The sequence below is a fragment of the Tumebacillus lacus genome, from assembly GCF_026410385.1.
GTDB lineage: Bacteria > Bacillota > Bacilli > Tumebacillales > Tumebacillaceae > Tumebacillus > Tumebacillus lacus.
In genome coordinates this window covers 352,933-375,860 of the sequence record NZ_JAPMLT010000001.1, presented here as the reverse complement: position 1 = coordinate 375,860, position 22,928 = coordinate 352,933, and the positions used below count along the sequence as shown (strand labels likewise).

27 protein-coding genes are annotated in these 22,928 nt (G+C 53.6%); 4 read left to right on the top strand and 23 right to left on the bottom strand.

Features of this window, described 5'->3' with window-relative positions:
* Positions 1 to 5: 5 nt before the first annotated feature.
* From hflX to OS242_RS01965, 3 genes are read right to left on the bottom strand one after another with little or no spacing between them, the layout of a single operon-like run.
* Positions 6 to 1,376 carry a GTPase HflX gene (gene hflX, locus OS242_RS01975; RefSeq protein ID WP_267149978.1) on the bottom strand — a complete coding sequence of 457 codons (1,371 nt, stop codon included), beginning with the start codon at positions 1,374 to 1,376 and terminating at the stop codon, positions 6 to 8.
* Between the two features lie 24 nt (positions 1,377 to 1,400).
* A complete protein-coding gene (locus OS242_RS01970; RefSeq protein WP_267149977.1) occupies positions 1,401 to 2,006 on the bottom strand; it encodes a pentapeptide repeat-containing protein in 606 nt (201 codons plus the stop codon).
* Between the two features lie 38 nt (positions 2,007 to 2,044).
* Complete coding sequence (locus OS242_RS01965; protein WP_267149976.1) at positions 2,045 to 3,202, bottom strand: aminotransferase A; 1,158 nt, start codon at positions 3,200 to 3,202, stop codon at positions 2,045 to 2,047.
* A gap of 194 nt (positions 3,203 to 3,396) precedes the next feature.
* On the opposite strand from OS242_RS01965, the gene gltP reads away from it, so the two are divergent.
* Positions 3,397 to 4,695: a glutamate/aspartate:proton symporter GltP gene (gene gltP, locus OS242_RS01960; RefSeq protein ID WP_267149975.1), complete on the top strand. Its 1,299-nt coding sequence runs from the start codon at positions 3,397 to 3,399 to the stop codon at positions 4,693 to 4,695.
* A 97-nt stretch (positions 4,696 to 4,792) separates the two neighbouring features.
* On the opposite strand, the gene OS242_RS01955 is transcribed toward gltP, so the two are convergent.
* Entirely contained in the window at positions 4,793 to 5,227 is a 435-nt protein-coding gene (locus tag OS242_RS01955; RefSeq protein WP_267149974.1) for a hypothetical protein, read from the bottom strand.
* 314 nt (positions 5,228 to 5,541) lie between these two features.
* Here OS242_RS01955 and OS242_RS01950 point away from each other — a divergent pair, with 314 nt between their 5' ends.
* Positions 5,542 to 5,766, top strand: coding sequence for a hypothetical protein (locus OS242_RS01950; RefSeq protein ID WP_267149973.1), 225 nt, complete (start codon positions 5,542 to 5,544; stop codon positions 5,764 to 5,766).
* A 44-nt stretch (positions 5,767 to 5,810) separates the two neighbouring features.
* On the opposite strand, the gene OS242_RS01945 is transcribed toward OS242_RS01950, so the two are convergent.
* The 10 genes from OS242_RS01945 to OS242_RS01900 all read right to left on the bottom strand — a co-directional run bounded on the left by OS242_RS01945 (position 5,811) and on the right by OS242_RS01900 (position 15,008).
* Entirely contained in the window at positions 5,811 to 6,587 is a 777-nt protein-coding gene (locus OS242_RS01945) for a DnaD domain-containing protein (RefSeq protein WP_267149972.1), read from the bottom strand.
* A gap of 126 nt (positions 6,588 to 6,713) precedes the next feature.
* Positions 6,714 to 8,012: an asparagine--tRNA ligase gene (asnS, locus tag OS242_RS01940; RefSeq protein ID WP_267149971.1), complete on the bottom strand. Its 1,299-nt coding sequence runs from the start codon at positions 8,010 to 8,012 to the stop codon at positions 6,714 to 6,716.
* Between the two features lie 61 nt (positions 8,013 to 8,073).
* Positions 8,074 to 9,309, bottom strand: a complete 1,236-nt coding sequence (locus OS242_RS01935) for an acetate/propionate family kinase (protein ID WP_267149970.1) — start codon at positions 9,307 to 9,309, stop codon at positions 8,074 to 8,076.
* Positions 9,306 to 10,187, bottom strand: coding sequence for a 3-hydroxyacyl-CoA dehydrogenase family protein (locus OS242_RS01930; protein WP_267149969.1), 882 nt, complete (start codon positions 10,185 to 10,187; stop codon positions 9,306 to 9,308). The genes OS242_RS01935 and OS242_RS01930 overlap by 4 nt, the downstream gene beginning before the upstream one ends.
* Positions 10,188 to 10,290: 103 nt before the next feature.
* Complete coding sequence (locus OS242_RS01925) at positions 10,291 to 10,413, bottom strand: hypothetical protein (protein WP_267149968.1); 123 nt, start codon at positions 10,411 to 10,413, stop codon at positions 10,291 to 10,293.
* 765 nt (positions 10,414 to 11,178) lie between these two features.
* Complete coding sequence (locus OS242_RS01920; RefSeq protein ID WP_267149967.1) at positions 11,179 to 12,186, bottom strand: DUF4179 domain-containing protein; 1,008 nt, start codon at positions 12,184 to 12,186, stop codon at positions 11,179 to 11,181.
* Positions 12,183 to 12,710 (bottom strand): sigma-70 family RNA polymerase sigma factor, encoded by a 528-nt coding sequence (locus tag OS242_RS01915; protein WP_267149966.1) that lies wholly within the window; start codon positions 12,708 to 12,710, stop codon positions 12,183 to 12,185. Before OS242_RS01915 ends, OS242_RS01920 begins: the two co-directional genes overlap by 4 nt.
* A 133-nt stretch (positions 12,711 to 12,843) precedes the next feature.
* On the bottom strand, positions 12,844 to 13,674 hold the full coding sequence (locus OS242_RS01910; RefSeq protein WP_267149965.1) for a hypothetical protein: 831 nt from the start codon (positions 13,672 to 13,674) through the stop codon (positions 12,844 to 12,846).
* Positions 13,675 to 13,996: 322 nt separating this feature from the next.
* A complete protein-coding gene (locus tag OS242_RS01905) occupies positions 13,997 to 14,833 on the bottom strand; it encodes a hypothetical protein (protein ID WP_267149964.1) in 837 nt (278 codons plus the stop codon).
* Positions 14,808 to 15,008 (bottom strand): hypothetical protein, encoded by a 201-nt coding sequence (locus OS242_RS01900; protein ID WP_267149963.1) that lies wholly within the window; start codon positions 15,006 to 15,008, stop codon positions 14,808 to 14,810. Before OS242_RS01900 ends, OS242_RS01905 begins: the two co-directional genes overlap by 26 nt.
* 388 nt (positions 15,009 to 15,396) lie before the next feature.
* Between OS242_RS01900 and OS242_RS01895 the strand changes: the two genes are divergently transcribed.
* Together OS242_RS01895 and OS242_RS01890 are read left to right on the top strand one after the other, a co-directional pair.
* Positions 15,397 to 15,603, top strand: coding sequence for a type II toxin-antitoxin system HicA family toxin (locus OS242_RS01895; RefSeq protein ID WP_267149962.1), 207 nt, complete (start codon positions 15,397 to 15,399; stop codon positions 15,601 to 15,603).
* Positions 15,604 to 15,642: 39 nt separating this feature from the next.
* Positions 15,643 to 16,068 (top strand): type II toxin-antitoxin system HicB family antitoxin, encoded by a 426-nt coding sequence (locus tag OS242_RS01890; protein ID WP_267149961.1) that lies wholly within the window; start codon positions 15,643 to 15,645, stop codon positions 16,066 to 16,068.
* A gap of 91 nt (positions 16,069 to 16,159) precedes the next feature.
* Here OS242_RS01890 and OS242_RS01885 read toward each other — a convergent pair whose 3' ends face one another.
* From OS242_RS01885 to surE, 9 genes are all read right to left on the bottom strand, one after another.
* A complete protein-coding gene (locus tag OS242_RS01885) occupies positions 16,160 to 17,122 on the bottom strand; it encodes a hypothetical protein (protein WP_267149960.1) in 963 nt (320 codons plus the stop codon).
* A 157-nt stretch (positions 17,123 to 17,279) separates the two neighbouring features.
* On the bottom strand, positions 17,280 to 18,080 hold the full coding sequence (locus OS242_RS01880; RefSeq protein WP_267149959.1) for a stalk domain-containing protein: 801 nt from the start codon (positions 18,078 to 18,080) through the stop codon (positions 17,280 to 17,282).
* A gap of 374 nt (positions 18,081 to 18,454) precedes the next feature.
* Positions 18,455 to 18,598 (bottom strand): hypothetical protein, encoded by a 144-nt coding sequence (locus OS242_RS01875; RefSeq protein WP_267149958.1) that lies wholly within the window; start codon positions 18,596 to 18,598, stop codon positions 18,455 to 18,457.
* Positions 18,599 to 18,790: 192 nt separating this feature from the next.
* Entirely contained in the window at positions 18,791 to 19,033 is a 243-nt protein-coding gene (locus OS242_RS01870; protein ID WP_267149957.1) for a YiaA/YiaB family inner membrane protein, read from the bottom strand.
* Positions 19,034 to 19,109: 76 nt separating this feature from the next.
* Positions 19,110 to 20,612, bottom strand: coding sequence for an AAA family ATPase (locus tag OS242_RS01865; RefSeq protein ID WP_267149956.1), 1,503 nt, complete (start codon positions 20,610 to 20,612; stop codon positions 19,110 to 19,112).
* The gene (locus OS242_RS01860) at positions 20,609 to 21,151 is read right to left on the bottom strand and encodes a hypothetical protein (protein ID WP_267149955.1); all 543 of its coding nucleotides are present in this window, start codon (positions 21,149 to 21,151) and stop codon (positions 20,609 to 20,611) included. Before OS242_RS01860 ends, OS242_RS01865 begins: the two co-directional genes overlap by 4 nt.
* Before the next feature lie 184 nt (positions 21,152 to 21,335).
* Positions 21,336 to 21,908 (bottom strand): hypothetical protein, encoded by a 573-nt coding sequence (locus tag OS242_RS01855; RefSeq protein WP_267149954.1) that lies wholly within the window; start codon positions 21,906 to 21,908, stop codon positions 21,336 to 21,338.
* A gap of 38 nt (positions 21,909 to 21,946) precedes the next feature.
* On the bottom strand, positions 21,947 to 22,126 hold the full coding sequence (locus OS242_RS01850; protein WP_267149953.1) for a YpmA family protein: 180 nt from the start codon (positions 22,124 to 22,126) through the stop codon (positions 21,947 to 21,949).
* A gap of 19 nt (positions 22,127 to 22,145) precedes the next feature.
* Positions 22,146 to 22,910 carry a 5'/3'-nucleotidase SurE gene (surE, locus tag OS242_RS01845; RefSeq protein ID WP_267149952.1) on the bottom strand — a complete coding sequence of 255 codons (765 nt, stop codon included), beginning with the start codon at positions 22,908 to 22,910 and terminating at the stop codon, positions 22,146 to 22,148.
* Positions 22,911 to 22,928: the final 18 nt, after the last annotated feature.

The window sequence follows — 22,928 nt, the reverse complement described above, 5'->3', positions numbered from 1 at the left end:
TACTCCTACTGAAGCGTCGAGTCGGTCACGTCGAACACGATCTTTTGCGCCGGTTTCGGCGGCTTTTGCTCACGCGCCTCCTCTTCCAAATAAGGACGCAACTCGTCTGCCAGCCGCTGCGGCACTTCGGCGCGCAGATAGGTGCCACTCTCGCGGTGCTCCTCTTCAAACACCCGCGCTTCCCGATGCAGGCGAGCGACCAGCGCACTCTCTTGGTACGGCACGACCGCTTTGATGATCAGCGAGCGGACGCCGACCAGATCATCGACCTTCTCCATCATATCGGCCACTCCGTCGCCGTTCAATGCCGACACGCGGATCGTCGCCGTGGAGTTCGGGTCGTTGCCAAACCAAGTCCCCGGCACCCGGTCGATCTTATTGAACACCGTCAGGATCGGCCGGTCGAGCACCTGCAACTCCTGCAACACGTGATAGACCGTGTCCATCTGCACATCAAAGTTCGGATGGCTGGCATCTACCACATGGACGATCAGATCCGCCTCGGCCGTCTCTTCCAGCGTCGAGCGGAATGCCCGCACCAACGCATGAGGCAGTTGTTGGATAAAGCCGACCGTATCGGAGAAGATCGAGGTCTTGCCATCCGGCAACCGCACCTGACGCGTCGTCGTGTCCAGCGTATCGAACAAACGGTCGCGCCCTTCCGACACCTCTTTGCTCCCCGTGCCGTACCGCTCGACAATCGCCCGCATCAGCGTCGATTTGCCTGCGTTGGTGTAACCGACAAACGCAATCACCGGCACCTCGTGCTTTTTCCGGCTGCGGCGATGCAGATGGCGGTGTTTGCGCACCTCTTCCAGATGGCGGGTCAACTCCAGCAGTCGGCCGCGAATGTGCCGTCTGTCGGTCTCAAGCTTCGTCTCACCCGGACCGCGCGTCCCGATACCGCCGCCAAGTCGCGACAGCCCGGCACCAAGTCCCGAACCGGCCAGACGCGGCAACAGATAGTTGAGCTGCGCCAACTCGACCTGCAGCTTACCCTCGCGCGTGTTCGCCCGCATCGCAAAGATATCGAGGATGATCTGCGTCCGGTCCAGCACGCGGCACGGGCGCAGCGCATTTTCCAGATTGCGCACGTGCTTGGGCGACAGTTCCGAGTCAAATACCACCAGATCGATGTCCAGCTCTTCGATGATCGCCTTCAGCTCTTCCAGCTTGCCCCGCCCGACATAGGTAGAGCTATCGGGCAACTGGCGGTTTTGCGTCACATGCGTGACCACTTCCGCCCCCGCCGTCTCGACGAGACCTTGCAGTTCCTCAAACGCCATCGCCCAGATCTCTTCCTCATCCCGCGCCAGTTTCAAACCGACCAGCACCGCGCGTTCGCGGCGATTTGCTTGTTCTTGTATCTCATGCATGAACGGAGAATCCCTCCTGTCTCTCTACTCCACTTTCGCACCGAACGCACGAGCAAACTCCAACGCTTGCCCGATGTCGATTCTGACCCCGGCCATGTCCACCGCCGTCCAGTTGACGCCCTCCGTCTGCGCACCGCGCAGGTCGGCCCCTTTCAACCGCGCCCGGTCGAGGATCGCATGGGTCAGATCGGCGTCGCGCAGATCTGTCTTTTCCAAATTGGCTCCGTACAGATCCGCTTCTTTTAATTGTACCCCGCGCCACTTCTGCGCTTTCAGATCGAGCATCCGCAGATTGGCATACGACCAATCGCCGCCTTCGAAATGCGCGCCGCCGACATTTGTCTCCGTCAGATCCGAGCCGGTCATCTTGCAGCGGACAAACCGCGACACAAACAGGCTGGCTCCTTTGAAGATGCAGTTCGTGAACGCAGACCCGTCATGCATCGATCCGTTCATCGTCGCGTTGCTGAAATCACATCCGGCAAACAAACATTTTTCTGTGGCCGCCTCCGAAAGATTGACACCGCGAAAGTTGCAATTGAAAAATCGGCAATCCCGCATCGTAAAGCCGGTCAGATCGTCGCCGGAAAATGTCTCATCATGAAATTCTTTGCCTTCCCACTCCGTCATCCTCAAAAAACCACCTGTCGCTTCGAAAGATGTGAAACTCAAGTCCTGGCGCTGATCCATTTCTCCATGCGATTCAGTCCTTCTTCCAACTGCTCCATCGAGTACGCATACGACAACCGCACGTACCCTTCGCCGTACGAAGAGAACGAATCGCCCGGCACGACCGCTACACGGGCCTCTTCCAGCATCCGAATGGCAAACTCAAACGACGGCAGGCCAAACTTTTCAATTGACGGGAAGATGTAGAACGCCCCGTCCGGCTTGACCACATCCAGCCCCATCGCGACCAAACGGTCGTATACGTAATCCCGGCGCTGTCTGTACTCCTCCCGCATCGGCAGCGCGTCGTCCGCACCGTTCGTCAGCGCTTCCAACGCCGCGAACTGTGAGATCGACGACGCACAGGTGGTGTTGTACTGATGCACCTTGATCATCTGACGGGCGATATAGCTCGGCGCAAACGCCAGCCCCACCCGCCAGCCGGTCATCGAGTGCGACTTTGACAGACCGTTGATCACAATCGTCTTCTCCCGCATTCCCGGCAACCGGGCGATCGACTGGTGCCGTTCCCCATAGATCAGTTCACTGTAGATCTCGTCGGAGATCACAAAGATCTCCTTGTCCCGCAGCAGATCGGCGATCCCGCGCAACGTCTGTGCATCAAGGACGCAGCCGGTCGGATTGCTCGGATACGGCAGGATCACGCAGCGCGTTTTGTCGGTGATCTTCTCGGCGATCATCTGCGCGTTGACGCGAAATCCGCTTTGGCGTGTGTCGACATGCACCGGCACGGCGCCGCACAGCTTGATGATCGGCTCATAGCCCGGATAGACCGGACCTGGCAGAATTACTTCCGAGCCCTCTTCCAAGATCGTGCGCAGCGCGATGTCGATCGCTTCGCTCGCGCCGACCGTGACGATCACCTCATCCTCGGCATTGTAAGTCAGATCATACCGGCTCTGCACAAATCGTGCCGCCGCCTCACGCAGTTCCAGCAAACCGGCGTTGTGAGTGTAGGAGGTGCGATTGTGATCGATGGCCGCTTTGGCCGCTTCCTTTATATGCAGGGGCGTCGGAAAGTCAGGCTGCCCGATCGTCATCGAGACTGCATCCGGAAATTCGACGACTTTATTGAAGAACTTGCGAATCCCCGAGATCTGAATCTCTTGCACGCGCTTGTTCAATAGATGTTCCATGATGACTACCCCGCTTTCACTTGGCTGACAGTTGTTCCAAAAATTACATCCCTTTATTATACCCCTTTTTTTCCTCTGGTGCCAAGGCAAAAACTTATCCTAGCATAACAGTCGGGTATGTAGTATAGTTACTCAATGTCTCGTATAGATCAAACAACTGGTAGAACGTACGCAACTCGCGAGGTGAATCTAACATGAAAAAGAAATTCAAATTTGGACTGGCGTTGCAAATCTTGATCGGTCTGACTCTCGGTATCCTCGTCGGTGCCATCTTCTACGGCAACCCGGCGGTGGCGACCTACCTGCAGCCAATCGGCGATATCTTCATTCGCCTGATCAAAATGATCGTCGTCCCGATTGTGGTCTCCACCTTGATCGTCGGCATCGCCGGCGCGGGGGATATCAAAAAACTGGGCCGACTGGGCTTGAAGACGATTCTCTATTTTGAGATCATCACCACCGTTGCGATCATCCTCGGTCTGGTGATCGCCAATCTGTTCCAACCCGGTGCAGGCATCGACATGAACGCCCTGACCCAATCGGATATTCAAAAGTATGTAGACACAGCCGGTGAGACTAAAAGCCACGGCTTTGCTGAAACATTCGTCAATATCGTACCGAAAAACATCTTCGAATCGCTGATGAAAGGTGATATGCTGGCGATCATCTTCTTCTCTGTGATGTTTGGTCTGGGCGTTGCGGCCATCGGCGAAAAAGGCAAGCCGGTGCTGAACTTCTTCCAAGGCGTCGCCGATGCGATGTTCTGGGTGACCAACACGATTATGAAATTCGCTCCGTTCGGCGTCTTTGCGCTGATCGGCGTGACCGTTTCCAAATTTGGCGTGGCCTCGCTGATCCCGCTGGGCAAACTGGTCCTCGTCGTGTACGGCGCCATGTTCTTCTTCGTCCTCGTCGTGCTCGGACTCGTGGCCAAGATCTCCGGCATCTCCATCTTCTCGATGTTCACGATCCTGAAAGACGAGTTGATCCTCGCCTTCTCGACCGCATCCTCGGAGAGTGTCCTGCCGAAGATCATCGAGAAAATGGAAAAATTCGGCGTACCGAAATCGATCACGTCGTTCGTCGTCCCGACCGGCTACTCGTTCAACTTGGACGGCTCCACCTTGTACCAAGCCATCGCAGCTCTGTTCATCGCACAGATGTACGGCATCGACCTGTCGATCACCGCACAGATCACGCTGGTGCTGGTCCTGATGGTGACCTCCAAAGGCATCGCCGGCGTACCAGGCGTCTCCTTCGTCGTCCTGCTCGCCACCCTCGGCTCGGTGGGCATCCCGCTCGAAGGCCTCGCCTTCATCGCCGGGATCGACCGCATCCTCGACATGATGCGCACTGTCGTCAACGTCATCGGCAACTCGCTGGCAACCGTCGTCGTCGCCAAGTGGGAGCGTCAGTACGACGCGAAAAAAGGCCAAGAGTACCTGAACAGCCTGAAAACCGCTTCCAACGGCGGCAACAACATCGCAGGTTAACAAATGACAAGAGAGCAACACAAAGAGAGCACCGGTGATCCCTGTCACCGGTGCTTTCTTTCGTCGTGCCTGTCTCTGGTTTTGTATGCTATGTCTGTTAAGCGACATCCAGCAGGCGATTGCTGCTGATTTCCAGGAATGCATACGCTTCTTCCTTCATCTTGTTTGCGTCGTCATCCCAGCTGTGTTTGCAGAATTGGAAGATGCCGCTGTTCTTTGCAACGCGGTCCATCTGCATCTTCATCAGCGGGCCGTTGCACAGCACCGCGACCTTCTCCAGATAGCTCATCGTCCACTTCTGCAGTTCTTCCCAAGCTGCGTTTACTTCCGGACGGAAGACGATCGGGTGGCCGTTCTTCACCATCAGGCGGTTGTCGGCCAACACCTTGATCTTGCCTTTTTCCAGTTGTGCAAACGCATTTTTGATCAAGGTCGAAGCTTCCGCCACGTCCTCGACAGTCAGGTTGTCCTTGATTTGCCAAGCAACCACTTGGTTCACCTTGTCGATGTCGATTACAAATTTGTCTCTCATTTTCATACCCCTCCGTAGCTGCAACGCCAGCCCCCCGCCGGCGTCCGCTTGATTGTAAGTTTTTTGAAAATCCAACTGCTGATGTAAACGATAAGAAAACACCAGAGACAGACCCCTAAATAAATCTGGTTTACAAACCAGTACAGTCCATTTCGACAATGAATGACAATGTCCTTCAAGAAACGATCAGGATTTGCAAATTTTTTTCACCGATAATGATTCCGTTTCACAATTCACACTTTTTATTTTACACGCATCAAACAAGCGTTCCCCTGCGTAGGGATAAGAACATCCCGCGAAAGGAGGTGCTCGTCATGTCGCTCGTCTTGTTAGAAGACCAAAAGCGCCCGATGTCCAAACATCGCTATGTGGTGTTTGACTCCTTCCGTCCGCTGCGTCCGCTGTACCGTTTGGTGCGCTTCACGTATCACAGTTCCCGTCTGATCGCGGCACGGGTCTCCCGGATCATCCGTCTCCCCGGCCGCACGGCAGCCGATCAACAGCCGGCCTATGAAGTTCTGCCGCACAAACACTCCTGAGGGCCTGATCGATTTTTTATCAAGAAAAAAAGACCTGAGTCTCCTCAGGTCTCGCGTCCGTACAAGCGGTAAAACGCATCATATTTGTTTTCTTGCTCCGGCTCGATCTTCTCCGGAGCTTTTTCGCGTCCCCGATTCTGCTGACCTTTCGCGTTGGCCGGACCGCCGCTGCGGGGGCCGGACAGCCGGTTGCGAAACTGTTCGCGATACGCGGTCAACTCTTGCAGAGAGCGGATGTTGTTCTTTTGCCATTCAAACAAGATCCGGTCGATGTATTTAAAATTGAACTTTGCGGAGAGCACCGCTTCGCGCAGTGCTTCGCGGATGATCTCTTCTTGGTAACGGTCTTCGTCCAGCCAGCGCACGATCTTTTCATACTCGAGCGGTGACAGCGGACGGCCAAACTCTTGCTCGAACAGTTCGAAGACGCCCGTCTCCTTTTTCTCGAGGATCTGCAAGGAGTTGACAGGCGGACGCTTGGGAGTCAACAGATCGTTCAATTTATGATACAGCGGGCGCAGATCGTACGACTCTTGGCCGATGCCGACCCCGTCCTCGATGGCGAGAAAGCCTTGGCGCAGCAGGACGTTCATCGTGCTGGCGATCATCGCTTCCGGCATCATCATCCGCTCGGCCAATTCGCGTTGTGTCGGCAGTCCGATGCCCTGTTGCCGAAAATCGATCAGGTGCAAGAGCAGCATCATCTCTTCGTCTCCGAGACCAATGCGTTTATAAGAGCGCAATAGGATGCTCGGTATGGCGAGAAAGCCGGATGTCATCAGCATCGTCACGGCGTTGTCTTCTCGTGGTCTCTCAGCCATTCCATCTCCCCCTCTATCTCAGGTCGCGTCTTAGTATAACACAGGATTGCCGTTTTGAAAGGCACCTAAAAACACAAAAAGGACAGGTAATTTTCCTGCCCTTTCGCGTTTAAAAAAGGTCTGAATTTACGGGTAGAGACGGTACAGCGTACGCGGGATCATGATCGTCTCACGGATGTGATCGATGCCGCAGATCCACGCGATCGTACGCTCCAAACCGATGCCAAAGCCGGAGTGCGGCACGGAGCCGTACTGGCGCAGTTCGAGGTACCAGTTGTACGACTCGTCAAAGCCGTGCTCCGCATAGCGCTCTTTCATCAGCTCGTAGTCGTGGATGCGTTGCGAGCCGCCGACGATCTCGCCGTAGCCTTCCGGAGCGAGCAAGTCGGCGCCGAGGATGACCGAGTTGTCTTCCGGGTCCGGCTGCATGTAGAACGCCTTGATGTTGGCCGGCCATTTTTCAACGAACACCGGCAGATCGAAGTGGTTGGTCAGCTCCGTCTCGTGCGGTGCGCCGAAGTCCTCGCCGTACGGGAAATCATGGCCTTTCTCCTGCAGGATCTTGACCGCTTCCGCATAGGTGATGATCGGGAACTTTTCGTTTACGACACGCTCCAGCGGCGCAGTGTCGCGCTGGATCGCTTTGAGCTCTTGCGGGCAGTTGTCCAGAACATGCTTGATCGTGTGTTTGACCAGCGCCTCTTGGATCTGCATGTTTTCCGCGTGCTCGACGTACGCCATCTCCGGCTCGATCATCCAGAACTCGTTCATGTGCTTGCGGGTCTTGGACTTTTCGGCGCGGAAGGTCGGGCCGAAGGAATACACTTTGCCCAGCGCCATCGCAGCCGCTTCCATGTAGAGCTGGCCGGATTGGGACAGGTAGGCGTTTTCGCCGTTTACGTATTCGGTTTGGAACATGTTGGTCGTGCCTTCTGCCGACGACGGGGTCAGGATCGGCGGATCGACCTGGGTAAACCCGTTTTTGTCAAAGAAGTCGCGCATGCCTTTGATGACTTCTGCGCGGATCTTCAGGATCGCCCGTTGGCGCGGGGAACGAATCCACAGATGACGGTGGTCGAGCAGGAAGTCGACACCGTGCTCCTTCGGGGTGATCGGATAGTCTTCCGTGCGGGAGACCACTTCAATGCCGGTGACCGTCAGTTCGTAGCCGATCGGCGAACGCTCTTCGGCGCGCACCTTGCCGGTGACGCGGATCGAGGTCTCTTGGGAGAGGCCTTTTGCCAGCGCAAACAGCTCTTCCGGCACGTCTTCTTTGGCGACGACGCCTTGGATGAAGCCAGAACCGTCCCGGATATTCAAAAAGGCGATCTTGCCGCTCGAACGCTTGTTCCACAGCCAGCCTTCAAGCAAAACTTCTTGATCGACGTATTGACCAATCGTCGCGATCTTCGCTTTCGTGCTCACGTCAATATCCCTCCACCTGTTTCAAACAACAGCGCGGTTATCGCGCTGGTACTTGTCCTTTTTATGTATCAAAACTTATACTATCACGATCTGGAGTCGTGGACAAGCCAGTGACCAGAGAGTTCGTATCCCGTGCGATCATCAATTCCTCATTGGTCGGGATCACGCACACCGCCACTTTGGAATTCGGCGTCGTGATCAGCCGCTCCCCCTTGCCCTCTTCGTTGGCCCGATCATCGACTTCGATGCCCAAATAGGTCAGCCGCTCCAGCACCGAACGGCGCAGCAACGGGCTGTTTTCCCCGACCCCGGCTGTGAAGAGGATCACATCCACACCGTTCATCGCCGCCGCGTACGCACCAATGTATTTGCGGATGCGATACGTGTACATCGAAAACGCCACCCCGGCCCGCGTGTTGCCTTTGCTCCGCTCCTCGACGATCTGACGCATGTCACCGGTGATTCCGGAGACGCCGTACAACCCGCTGTGCTTGTTCAGCATCGAGTTCAGCTCGTCGAACGTCAGCCCTTCCTTTTCCATCACATACTCGTGAATGCTCGGGTCGATGTCCCCGGAGCGGGTGCCCATCATCAGCCCCTCCAACGGCGTCATGCCCATCGACGTGTCGATGGAACGCCCCCGCCAGATCGCTGCCACAGACGCCCCGTTGCCGATGTGGCAAGAGATCACCTTCAACCCCGTCACGTCACGTCCGACCAGCGCCGGCACACGGGAGGTGACATAACGGTGCGACGTGCCGTGAAACCCGTAGCGACGCACCTTGTGCCGCTGATACAGCACATAGGGGATCGGATAGAGAAAATGTTCCATCGGCATCGTCTGGTGAAACGCCGTGTCAAACACCGCCACTTGCGGCACGGCGGGCAACACCTCTTCCATCGCCTCGATGCCGAGCAGATTGGCCGGGTTGTGCAGCGGCGCGAGGTCGAACGTGTCACGGATCGCCTGTTTGACCTCGCCGTTGATCAGCGTCGACAGTGAAAACCGTTCGCCGCCGTGCACCACGCGATGCCCGACCGCCGTGATCTCCGCCGCTTCCTTGAGCACCCCGACCTCGGGGGAAGTCAACGCCGCCACCACTTGCCGGATCGCCTCGCGGTGGTCGAGGATCTCGGAGACCGTCTCCCCTTTTTGCCCGTCCGTTTTATAAGCATGGATCGCGTCGTCGCTGCCGATCTTTTCGACCGTCCCTTTGATCAGCACCGCCTCTTCCGGCATCGCGAACAGTTGGTATTTCAGCGAGGAACTGCCGCAGTTGAGCACGAGGATTTTCATCGCCTGCCCTCCAGTCGTTCGCCGCTTTCGTCATAGCGGTAAAATCCGATCTTCGACTTGATCCCGAGATGTCCGGCTCGCACCAGTTTGCGCAGATAAGCGGCCGGACGGTACTTGGGGTCGGCCGTGTCGTGAAACAGCGATTCCAGGATGTCGAGGCAGGAGTCCAGACCAAAGCGATCGGCCAGTTCCAGCGGCCCGTGGCTGAATCCATACCCCGCCTTCATCGCGAGGTCGATGTCCTCCGACGTCGCCACCCCTTCCGCGAGGATCAGCGTCGCCTCGTTGATCAGCGGCATCATCAGGCGCGATGTGATGTAACCCGGCGACTCAAACACCCGGACGGCCGTCTTGTCCAATTCGCGAACGAGCGCCATCGCATCGTCCACCGTCTGTTCGGACGTGTGCAACCCGCGCACCAGCTCCACCACATCACGCTGCAGCGGCGGGTAATGAAAATGCAGCCCGATCACGCGCTCCGGATGCTTGATCTGGGCGGCGATCTCCGTGATCGACAGCGTCGAGGTGTTGGAGGCGATCACCGTCTCCGCCCCGACGACCGCTTCGATCTGCTGGAGCACTTGGATTTTATCTTCCAGCACTTCCCACACGCTTTCCACCACCAGCGAACATTCGGCGAGATGAGTCAGATCGCTCGCCAACCGGATGCGCGAGAGGATGCCCTTTTTTTCCGCTTCCGTGATCCCCCACTTGGTCAGACGCCGGTCGAGCGACAACTCCAGCCCCACCCGGGCGGCGTTCAGCTCGGTTTCCGACTTGTCGATCAGCACGACGTCGAGACCCTTTTCCGCGATCATCTCCGCGAGGCCGATCCCCATCGTGCCAGCGCCGACGATCCCCACACTGTTGATGTTCAAAAGCTGACCCTCCTTCACGTTCCCTGACTTGCTCGTCCACCCTAGGATAACCAAAAAAGCCCCGACCTCATCAGGTCAGGGCTTTTCTGGATGTGTCACCGAGTTAGCAGCCGCATTTGCCTTGAACCGGAGCTGCGTAGCCGGTTCCTGCGAGGAGCAGGAACAGCACGAAGATGATCAGGAATACAACCGCCCATTGCGTGTAAGGTCCGAATACACCGTACATGAAACCATCCCCCTCTCTCAGAATTTTGCGAGTTTGCCGTTTCCCTTACGCGCCGTAGCCAGCGAGGCCCGGGACGAGCAGGAAGAACAGCACGAAGATGATCAAGAACACAACCGCCCATTGCGTGTAAGCACCGAATACACCGTACATTTCACATACCCCTTTTCGTATTTTTTTGTTTTCGTCAGCGAACAGAGTGACCTTCACCGTAGCCGCCCAGACCAGGCACCAACAGGAAGAACAAGACGAAGATGATCAGAAACACGACGACCCATTGGGTGTAGGGACCAAAAGTACCGTACATGGTTCATTCCTCCTCTCAGTGTGGTTTCGCGTCGATAGCGTCGTTGCGACTTGGTGTGTTGCTTGGTTTTGTTATACTCTATGTCCCGTCCGCCAGCAGTGGAAAGGCGATGGCCTACTGGGGCCTGCCCATTTTCGGGGACAGGAAAAAAGAGCGATGTGCACGTAGGTGGGGTGCGGCATCGCTCTTTCGTAGGCGGTTCGAGCAGGTATCAATAGGCAAAGGCTAAAGCAGTCACTGCCTTGTACTCTCCCTACCGACTGTTTCAATCAATGACAATACCACATCCCCCTGCACTTCCCGCTTTAACGTTGCAAAGCTGTACACTATACTTAAATTATCGCTCCCTCCCCCAGGGAGACGAGACGCATCGAACTAACCCTTTTGTGAATCTCACGCTTTGTTTGTACCCCATACCCTTCTTTGGCAGAGACCCCTCCCTAGGTCTCTGCTTTTTTTCTCTATTTGCGCCACAGTTTTTCTGTCTGTTCAACGGGTATCGTGATCTCCAACCCTTTTATCGTCGCGGCATCGAACTGTGTTTGATGTCGGCGAACGGGCCGTATCGTGATTGATTGCGGCAAGTCTGTCACAGATTCGAACAGGCCTTTGAACCAGTCACCGTTCCCTGTGCGGCTGATCTGTTCGAGACGATTCCCTTTGTCGTCCACGACTTCAAACTCCATGAGGCCCGCCAGACCCGCCTCGCCCTTTGCGCTCGGCTGGATGGTCCGCCCGACGATCTCAGTAGCCGTAGCGGCGAACGAGACCTTTTCGATCAAGATCGTGGTGTCGCCGTACGTTTTTGCCTGCATCGGCATGATGACCTTGTTGCCCGCGGTCTGTTTCTTGACAGGAAAAGTGAAGGCCCACTTCCCCTTGATGTCCCCGAACTGGCGGAAAGTCAGTCCGAAGTCGAAGCTCTCGGGCAGCGTCGCAGCCGGGAACACATACACGAGTCCGGCATACGAGTAAGCGTCGATCCTGTCTCCTGTACCGCTGGAGCCGTACGTGCCAAGGCGCTCGCCATTGATTTCAATATAGGTGTGCGGATTGGTCTGCTCCGGCAGCACTTTGTCGGAGGAGAGCACATAGCCGATCGACAGTTGCGAACCGTCGAAGAGCACCTCCGTGATGTTAACTTCATATCCTTGGTCGGTCGCGCTCTGGTTGATCTCCGTGACAATTCCCTTTTCATGAGCGGACTGCAAAGGCGCGTCGCCGACCCGTTTGAACACCGACCCGATCACCGGGGCTTCCCGCAACACTTCAGCGAAACTCGGCACTGTAAAGCCGACGACCATCAAGCAGGCGACCGAAGACGCGAGGACGGCGGAGAGCACCATTCGATTGCGCAGACGCGATGGGTTCACGCTGCGTCTGCTAGCAGGCAGAGACGCGAGCGTCTCGTCGATTCGATGGCGGACGATCTCCGGGAGTTCTTGCTCCGTTACCGTCGTATTTTTCATGATAGTCCCTCCTCTCGTTGATTCACCCCAAAGAATCTCGCGAGCTTGCCCCTCGCCCGGTTCAGCCTCGACTTCACCGTTCCTTCGCGAATGTCCAGCGACTGCGCGATCTCTTTGATGCTCAGGTCATGAAAATAATACAGCGTGACGATCACCCGATGATCGTCTTCCAGCGAATCGACCGCTTCCTGGATCTCCACCTTGTCGTAGGACGAGGTGGAAGCAGCAGGCGTGTCCATCCATTCTTCGATCAGGACGACTTGGCGGTTCGTGCGGAGCATCTGGTTGCAGACATTGATCAGGATGCGGACCAGCCAGGTCTTGAAATATCGCGGCTCCTTGACAGAGCGAAGCGAACCGTACGCTTTCAGAATCGTCTCCTGCAAAGCGTCCGCACAGGCTTCGTCTGTCTTGACCATCGACTTGGCGATGCGGTACATCGTGAGTTCCGCATCTTTGACCAAGCGGACGAATGCGTCCTTGTCGCCTCGTTGAGCCGACCGGACGAGCGCTTCTTGCGGCACGTGATGTACCTCCTTTGTTGGTTGGTACTGATTAGAACAACCGGGAGTGAAAAAGGTTCCCTTTTTTCTGTACGAAACATCTATCCACAAAAAAGACGCGCCAATTGACGCGTCTCGAAGGACTCGAAAGATTTTATTCTCCGGAATCCTCGAACAATTCACTTTCATCGGTCAGCAGCTGTTCCGAGCGGTCGATGAAGGACTCATACTTGGCATGGTCGGCGGGGTTCTCGAATATCACCTCTCCGTCCACCACAGTGAACTGACCCAATCGATCTTCCATAAAGACGAAGTATTCCTCCAACAAAGCTAACTCCTGATGCTGGAGTTCGATAAATTGCTCCTCCATCGGCAACACGTCAAGACGAGCATGCTGTACAAATAACCACATCTCTTTTTGCAACTTTGGATCGAGATCGAGTGCTTCAGACTTCTCGGACAAGGTGACATTATAATGACGATGTATCTCGCTGTCATACAAATTGAGGGAAACCTTCAAAGCTGGAAACAGTTCCCGTACTTCATCAAATATCATCGGGTTGGTCAGTGCATCCGGGTCTAACAACCCTTCTACGGAAGAGGCGTCCGCTTGAAAGCGTCCGTGGATGCCATCTAGGTCTTCTTTCATATCTTGAAGGAAAGCCGAAACCTCTTGAGGTAAGATGGGGACGGGTCTGGAGTACGAGACCGTTTCCACATCGGCATTCAGGATGTTGCCAAGCGAGAAGAAGAGAAACAGCAGGCTAGCACTCACGAGACCCCAAGGTTTTCTGCGTTGCAAGATAAAGCGTTCCAACGCAGCACCAATCAAGAAGGCCGGCAGGAGCAGAAGCAACGGATAACCTATGGAATAAAAGAGTCGATCGGTTTCAGAAAACATAACTTGGGTGAACTTCCAATAGGTAGCAGCCATTACCACGCAACAAACGATCCGCGTAAGAATACGCAACTGTATGGTTTTCAAAAAATATCACAACTCCCAATTAACTAGTCGCATTTTGCCGAGTGATACCGAGAACGATTTCCCACCTTGTTTTAATACCAGCAGAACGGGAGACTCCAGAACGGCATTGCAGCCATCGAGAAAACTAGTGGAAGCGTCTTAGATATATCCAAAGCACTCACTCCTTTATGTGTAAAATTCCACTCACAGCTCAGTCATACCTCTATCTTGATTGAATCTTTGTCTTTCCTTTTGTAAATCAATAATACTACCAAATTTTAAAAAGAGACCTAAAAAGGTCTCTAGACGGAGGTAAAACAAATGGGTTGCACTGTAACGCTTGCTAAGTATTCTTGCCAAGTAGGTTCATTGTATAAATCAGAACATCCTCTGTCATGCGCAGACATAAAAGGGCATCCTCGTTTGATACCTGTTTCTCTTTTAACATAGGGATACATTCTGCTTGATGCGCACCAAGGTGACTTAAAAGCGAATACAAGGAGTAAACCACGTTAAACCTCTTGTATCCAGCTTGGAGTCCTTGCTTTTTACTTTGTTGTACAGCATTTAGAATCGAAGAGTAAGTGTCCGTGCCAACAAGTTCCTCGGGAAGTATATGAAATAACCCGTTGTGCCAGTGTTGATTCGGAGGCTGAATGTGCTGCTCATAAACCCCCGTTAGCATATTTCTACATGCTGTTATACAAGCTATCGGATTGCCTTCCAATACCGAGCTCAATGCTTCTCTGTAATTGACCGCAGAATTTCGATAATTCCTTTCAAGCCAGATCTCTAGTAAACTTACATCTTTGGACCTCTGAAACACTCCATTAATAGCAGGCCTTACAATTATATTTTGGGGAAGAATCTCAAGATCAAAGCCCAAAACTCGAATGCAATTTTCAAATTTCTTAAAATCATCCGTCAGAAAAGGGGTAATATAATTTGAAAAACCGTTATCTGTGCATCTCTCCAGAACTTCTTTTCTATCCCACGCCATCTCATCTCGAGTTTTAGTGAGACCAAAACAAATATCTTCTACCTCCATGAAAGAAGCAATCGTTCCAATCAATTTGTTGAAAGCCCCTTCCGCCCCTTCCGAATAAACCTCTCTTAATATCTCATAAACAGATGTGAAACGATAATCATACTGCTTATTTTTTTTTTGTCCCCCAGTCATCCACATTTGTGGGTACAAGATACTGAGCGTGTTCATCCCACAATTGTTTTTGGCCCGATGTTAGAAGGATCTTCCCCCAAATTTCCTGGCGTCCAAACGATTGAGGATCAAGAATAGAGTTGTTAGTTAAAACAGTAGCCAACTCTGCAATGGCTATATTTTTCTCGTTATCCAATATTATTCCTCCCTATTTCAATCTAGAAACACCTATACTATAATACATTTTTTAGTTTAAGATGGGAAGTATTTGTCTGCTATATATCATTATGCGTATATCTACATCGTAGAAACTATTGATTTCTCAGTGTCTTTATCAAGATGCTATTATCGGTAATCATCAAAAGCCTCGTGCCGCATACCGAGTAGCATAGGCTTGATGGGTGTGAACAACATAGGTCGCACCTCATGCTGATTGTCACATGGTGGAGCTATGTAAGGTAGAGGGGATCGATGGAAGTGCGGCTTGAAGGGAGATGACTCATCTTGATACGTACATTCGCACGTGCCACCTCTTTGACACGTACAAAAGCACGTGTTAAACTATAGTCAGAAGGAGGGACACGATGAAAGAATACAGAGACTCACGCAAGATGCTCCGTCTGCTGGAGCGGGACGGCTGGCGCATCGCCCACCAAGTTGGGAGCCACATCCAACTAAAGCACCCCACAAAGAAGAACAGGGTCACCGTGCCGCACCCGCAGAAGGACACACCACTCGGGACTGTCAAGAACATCCTGAAGCAAGCCGAGATCGAGGTTGAGGGGGACTAACCCCCTCCGCTTCACTCGGAACAAAGGAGGCGCATCAGCATGAAAGATATCTACTGGTTCTGGGCGATCTGCAGCCGCGACGAAGACGGTATCTCGGTGAGATTTCCCGAGCTTCCCGGATGTTACACCGGCGGATCCGATCCAGAAACCGCGAATCAAAACGCCAAAGAAGCACTTGGACTTCATATCTACGGTATGGAGCAGGATGGCGAACAAATCCCCGAACCATTTGGTCTAGAATCTCTTCTCAAAACGTTGAGTGAAAATGAGTACGTTTCATACGTGGAAGTACGAATGATTCCTTTCCGCTCAATGATGAGGAACAAGGCTGTAAAGAAAACACTCACCATCCCCCAGTGGCTCAATGACATGGCAGAAGAGCATAACGTGAATTTCTCTCAGGTGTTGCAGGACGCCCTGAAACAGACCCTTGGGGTTGTAGATCCATCTAAGGCCAAGGAATAAAAGTAAAAAAAATATAAGTGCGCTGATAGAAAACCCCGCATGACAGAGTCCCTCCTGTCATGCGGGGTTTATTAGCAATAAAAGCAGCATATTACGTTCTTACCTTACTATTTTTAGACTTGTGGCTTCTTTCCCTAACCTTTTTGGGCCTTGGGTTAGCAGTAACACCATTTTCTCTCAGTCTCGAAATTGAGTCGATCACGCAATCGAAAAACAGAACCACTTTTAGCGAATTTTCCTTTGTTCCGTATCGCCAATCAGCTCCGTGAAGTATGGCATGTCTACTTAAGGGTTCGCTAAGTTGAGCACCGTGCTCAAAGCCTTCCAACAACTTTTCGATGAAGAACTTTTGTATCTCGACTAAAAAACGATCCCGTTTATTGTTCAATTTCATCGAAAGAATGTATTCTTTGAGCTCCCCGTTCTGCATTTTTCCTACCTTTTGGGCCCAATCAACGACAACACCTTCAAAATGAGGCAACATTGCGGGGATTGATAGATTATACTTGCCTTCAAGGTGTGCATTTACGCTATCCTCAAGTATTGGATACCTATGAGCAAGCCACTCGTATTTTCCCCAAGTACTAATAATTAGCTTTATCACCTCTTCATCATCGTAAAAGTCCACGATCATTTTCGAGACAATTCCCTTTGCCTCATCTATTGGCTTATCGTTATATATTTCTACGACCTCTGGCACCATAGGCATCGGTATATTGAGATCAGGTGGCCACCCCAGCGCCACCATAGCAACTGGGTATGCATCCATGATGCTTTCGTACTCGCCTGCAGATTCCTGCAATCGTTCTGCAAGTTCAGTAAGGTCTGGAAAAAAGACGATACTGCCTAACATTTTTATGATCGGTTGTCTCCAACTTTGATCAATTTGCTGCGCTATGTTCTGTAGCCCTTCGTTAATCGGTTCAAAAGCGCGGTTAATCTGTTCAGATGTCGCACGTATTGATTCAGTGATTGCCTTTCTTGATTCCGAAAATTGTTCTGATATCATTTTCAATTCTTCCGTAACTTGCTTTACGCTTTTACCTTCATACATGATGTGAACCTCCTTTGCTAATAGAAAAGCCCCGGCGTTGTTTACCGGGGCTCGGGCGGCGCGTTACGCTTGTGCAATTCGTTCGCAGGCTCGAGATAAGCTATCAATTGTAGTTATTGTAACACCCCATAATCATTAACACAACGCCTATGCGATATTATTTATTACGAATCAATTGCAAGATACCATTGTAATGAAACGCAGTTTCTTGGTCAGCAGCCGAGTATAGGTCTAAAGCTTTTTCACGGTTTCTCATATAATAATCGTACGATGTTTGATTGCGTGTATCGTAATAAGCCCGCAAACCCTTAATAGATTCATCCAAAGCAATGAGTGAATCGAGATATTTTTTGTAAATCGGTTCTATCGCCTTATAGTGCGGGTTTGACTCACCTCCGATAGTAGAAAAATATGAATCAGTATATGTTGCGAAATCCATCATTACCTTCGTGGTAAATTCATGTCGCTTTTTTGATAGATCGAGCCCCTCGGTGGTATAGCGATACTCAACTCCCGTCCAAGCTAAACTAAGCGAACTGTTTAACTCGTCTAGGTGGTCTTCTAGGTCGCCCAGTCTGCGGTACACATCCGCGATACCGACTAAATCTTTGATTTCCTGCTTGTTTTGCTCATTGCTGTTGGCATGAATATTGACCGTCCCTGTTGCCACATCGAACTCCACATTCCCGCCCATCGACTCTGCAACGAAGCGCGCAGGGACGTAGGATCGGTTCTGGTAGTTGAGGACCGTGTAGCCCTCCGGCAATTGCTTCTCCACGCCATTGAACTTGAATTTGAACGAGCTAAGATAAGCGTTAACCGTCTGGTCTGCGGCCGCTACACCCGTGCCGGCCACCACCGCGCCGATGATGATACCGGCAATGAGACCCTTTGCATTTTTGAACATATGAACACTCCCTTTTATCGCAACCACCAAGAAACTATATACTACTTTCATAAACAAATTCCTGCTACTTATAGAAATGTTGTGGATCAAGACACCGGCCTAATGTCCCCATTGCAACACGAGTCAACCAAGTGCGCAGACAACCCAGGAACAAAGCCTGAGTCCTGGAGGGGGCGTCCTTTTTCGGATTCGGTGATTTATTCCACGTTGTTCGACATTTTCCTCTAAGGACGAAAACAAACGCCTGTGTCCAGCAGACTGAGTTCACACTCAGTCTCGCAGCGGTCTTATTTATCCGTCTTCCGACGCTCTCTTGAGGTCTCCCCTCAAGCACCTCATACTATCATAGTAACAGGGCTTGACTCCAATTCCCTTTAATATGACTCTGATTTTACTCTGAAAAAACTCCACCGTTTTTAGCAAAGTCAGACGTGGTACGTGCTTTCTGCCAAGCCTTCCTCACACATCCGTTCGTAAATCATGCCGTCGATCACAGAAGCGACCTTCTTGCTTCGCATATACGGTTGCTCCAGCAGGTACGAGCCCGCTTGACGTAGATCGCCAGCCACTTCATCGTGCCCAGTACCAGTCGCGCTCGTCCAGTATGGGCACCTTCTCCCGAACACAGATAAGGAAGTTGCCGATCACATGGCTGAAATACTCGCAAAAGGCATCGTATATAAGAAGCGAATGTTTGTAAACAAGAAAAAGAGCGATTCCGCGCATCAGTCGCAGAATCGCTCTTTTATTGCTTCCAACCATTACTGGTCTGTGTTTTGAGAGTTTGGCGGCATGCTGTCCGCGTCCTCTTGATTATCGCGAATCGTCTTTTGCAAGACAAACGACGACATCACCAAGAACATCGCGGTCACTGCATAATATCCCTTAACCGACAGCGGCTCTTCCAACGTCCAGATGCCGATGTACATCGCGGCGAACGCTGCGACGAACGAGGCCCATGCGAGGAACGTGAAGGCTGGCGTGTTGCGTTTTCTGTTTCTCATGAGTATGCACCCCCTCCTTGCCTGCTAATATTTTACAGGCAAGTTGAGAGTTGTGCAAGATGCAACAATATTTTGTTTAAACAGAAACAGGCTCCTTGATCTGCGCTTGCAGCCACGTGCGGAACTCGTCGCCCGTCATGTTCTCGTCGCGGACGAGGTCGACCGACAGCGTGCGGATGCCTTCTTCATAGACGGACAGCATCTCGCGGGTGCGGTCGTAGATCTCTGCGAAGATGCGGCGGATCTCCTCATCGAGGATGTTCTTTTGCAGGTTCTCGATGTCGACGATGCCCAGCGTAGACAGACCGCAGGCGATGATCGTGCGTGCCATGTTGGTCGCTTGCTGGATGTCGCCTTGTGCGCCGGTGGAGCGGTTGCCGTAGATCAGTTCTTCGGCGACGGTGCCGCCGAGGGCGACGATGATCTGGTTGACCAGTTGGTCGTACGTGTACAGATAGCCGTCGCTCTCCGGGACTTGGCGCACAAATCCAAGCGCGTTGCCGCGCGGGGCGATGGTGATGTGCGACACCGACTGGGAGCGCACCAGTTCACTGGTGATCGCGTGACCCAGTTCGTGGACGGCGACGCGCTCCAGCTCTTCTTCACGCGGGCGCTTGCCGGTGCGCTCACCGAGCAGCACTTTGTCGACCGAGTCGCGGAAATGCAGCTGCTCGATCTGTTCCTTGCTTTCGCGCATCGCGAGGATCGCCGCTTCGTTGCACAGGCTCTCGAGCTGCGCGCCGGAGAAGCCGTACGTTTCGCGAGCGACCTGCTCCAGGTCGACGCTGTCGGCCAGCGGTTTGTTTTTGGTCTGGATCTCGAGGATATGCAGTCGGCCGGTCTTGTCCGGCAGATCGACTTTGATCTGACGGTCGAAGCGGCCCGGGCGGATCAGTGCCGGGTCGAGCATGTCCAGTCGGTTGGTCGCGGCGATCACCAGCACCATCGGCGAGGTGGTCGTGCCCATGCCGTCCATCTCGGTCAGCAGTTGGTTCAGCGTCTGGTCGTACTCTTGGTGCGAACCGGTGCTACCCCGCTTGCCGCCGATCACGTCGATCTCGTCGATGAAGACGATCGCCGTGTCTTTGCCTTCTTTTTTCGCGGCCAGACGCGCTTTTTTAAACAGGTCGCGGACGCGGGATGCGCCGACACCGACGTACATCTCGACAAACTCCGAGCCCGATGCGGCGACAAACGCCGAGTCGGTGTAGGTCGCCGCCGCTTTGGCCAGCAGCGTTTTACCGGTGCCGGGCGGGCCGGAGAGGATCAGGCCCTTGAGCGGACGGATGCCAAGCGTTTGGATCTGGTCACGGTGCTTGAGGAAATCAAGCGCCTCCATGATCTCGCGCTTGGCCATGTCCTGGCCGCCGATCTGGTGAAACTCGATCTGATGCGATTTGGCCACTTCGCCGGTGACGCCGGCTGCGGCACTGCGATTTTTTTCGATCATCACGCTCGCGGCGAACAGCAGCGAGAACAGCAGGAAAAACGGGAACAGATAGCCCGGGAAGGTAAAGCCGACGAACACGAGCGTCGCAAAGCCGAGCCCGAGCACCACTTCTTTCAAATAGGTCTTCACAGCGACGACACCCCCATCAGCTGTTCAACGGTCACCGCTTGATATGGCAACACTTCGTAGAGGTAGTGATCCCCTTTTTCCAGTTGAACAAAAATATAGCGGTCGTTCATCGACAGGTTCGACTCCACACCGGCTTTGCCAGCCTCAGCCTGCACGCGTTCGATCATCGCCGGGAAGTCCCCTTGCGCGATCCCGGCGTACAGGGTCGGTTGCAGATCGCGATAGAAGGTCTTCAGGCCTTCGTCGCGAGTGTCGAGCAGGTCGATCTTGACTTGTTTTGTGCCGAGCGAGTTGTAGACTTTCTCCTCCAGCGCTTCATAGGTCACCTGCAGATCGGCGACCGGTTTCATCTCGATCTTGATTTCACGATCCGAACCTTGGACGATCGTCTCGACGCGTTTGACCGCGCTGTCTTGCAGCAGTGTATCTTCGAGGGGGCGCACCAAGCCGAAATTGCGGTACAGCTCCCAACCGCCAAACAAGACAGACAGTGCCACAGCGAGGACGACGAAGACCGGAACTATACGAATTCGAGACATGTGACATCCCTCCTCGTCCTTCTATGTGAACGGTATTTTTAGTTTACATAACGAAAAAGCATCCCCGTCAGTATAGCACAGGCATGCTGGGAATTTCCCTAGGAATGTAGAGGAAAACACCTCGTCGCTGGGTACGGACGAGGTGTTTTCTAGGTGACAAGAATAGACATTATGTGACGTGACGTTACTTCGCGTCTTGGTTCTGCTCGGGCAACGCGATCTGCCACAGCACCTGACCGGTTTTGAAGTCGAGGTAGGTGTAGCCGGGCGTGCCGTTTGCAAAGCGGCCATAGATCTCCCAGACATGGCGGCTCGGGGCGGTGCGATACTCGACCTTGCTGTTCGCCAGCACCGGGCCTGGCAACGCCTGCACGACCTCGGCGACCGGCTGCAAGGCCTGTTCACGCATCGTCTCGCGGACGAGTCGTTCTGCCCAGACCGGTTGCTTGGACGCTTCGATCGCCTGTTCGCGGGTCATCCCTTGGTCTGCGTACTGGGTGGCGACGACCTTTTCGTCTGCTGCCCAGACGTAGAGATCACGGCCGAGTTCGTCATGACCGGTGATCAGAAAGCCGTTGAATCCGCCGGTGTACGGGGTCACTTCGGCGATCTTCGCCAGCGGCGTGGTGTCGAGCGCATGCTGGGCGGAGATCTCGGCTCCGGTGTACTGCGCATAGGTGATCTCGCGGATGGCAAACACCGCTCCGCCGAGCAAGAGCAGCACGATGACCAGTGACAAGCCGATGTATTTTTTCATGGGGGGTTACTCTCTTTCGGAAGTCTCGCTGTGTACGATTAACAGTCCCGCTCTTCGTACACGGTTATGTTAAATGTACCCTCTTCCTGTCCCTTCGTCAAGCCGAAGACCAGTCCCCGCTCCTTGCAGGTGCGGTTGAGAAAATCGACCACCTCATACCATTCGCTCGGGTCCGCGACGGTCTGCGTGCCCAGTGTGACGAGCTTCGTGCTGTCCATACAAAGAGACCTCCTTTTGTCAGTCGAGCGTCCACCCTTTCAGCGCGTCGATCAGCTTCCGGTTGGTAAAGTCGAAGTGCAGCGGTGAGACGCTGATGTGCTTTTCTTTGATGGCTTCGATGTCGGAGCCTTGCTCGGGATGCAGGTCCATCAGTTCGCCGGCCAACCAGTAGTAGTCGACGCCGCGGGGGTTGACGCGTTTGTCGTATTCGTTGTGATAGCGACGGGTGCCGAGGGTGGTGATCCGGGTGCCTTGGATCGTCTGGCCCTCTTTGAGTGCCGGCACGTTCACGTTCAATACAGTATCTGCGAGTAAGCCGTTTTTCATGACTTCTTGGACCAATGTGGCGGTGAAGGTAGCTGCGTGGGTGAAGTCATACGGCGCATGGCCGCACAGGGAGACGGCGATGGAAGGGATGCCTTGGATGGCGCCTTCGATGGCGGCGGAGACGGTGCCGGAGTACATGACGTCGCTGCCGAGGTTGGGACCGGCGTTGATGCCGGAGACGACGATGTCCGGTTTGTTGGCAGGGCCCATGATTTGATCGATGCCAAATTTGACGCAGTCGGCAGGGGTGCCGCTCACGCCGTATGCTCGGATGCCGTTCGGGAGCGTCTTTTCGTCGACGTAGAGCGGTTTATGTAAGGTGATGCCGTGGCCGGCGGCACTGCGTTGACGGTCGGGGGCGACGACAAAGACTTCACCGATGGTTTGCAAGCTGGCTGCTACGGCGGCGATGCCGGGTGCGAGTACGCCGTCGTCGTTGCTGATTAAGATTTTCATTGTGTTCCACTCCCCTTT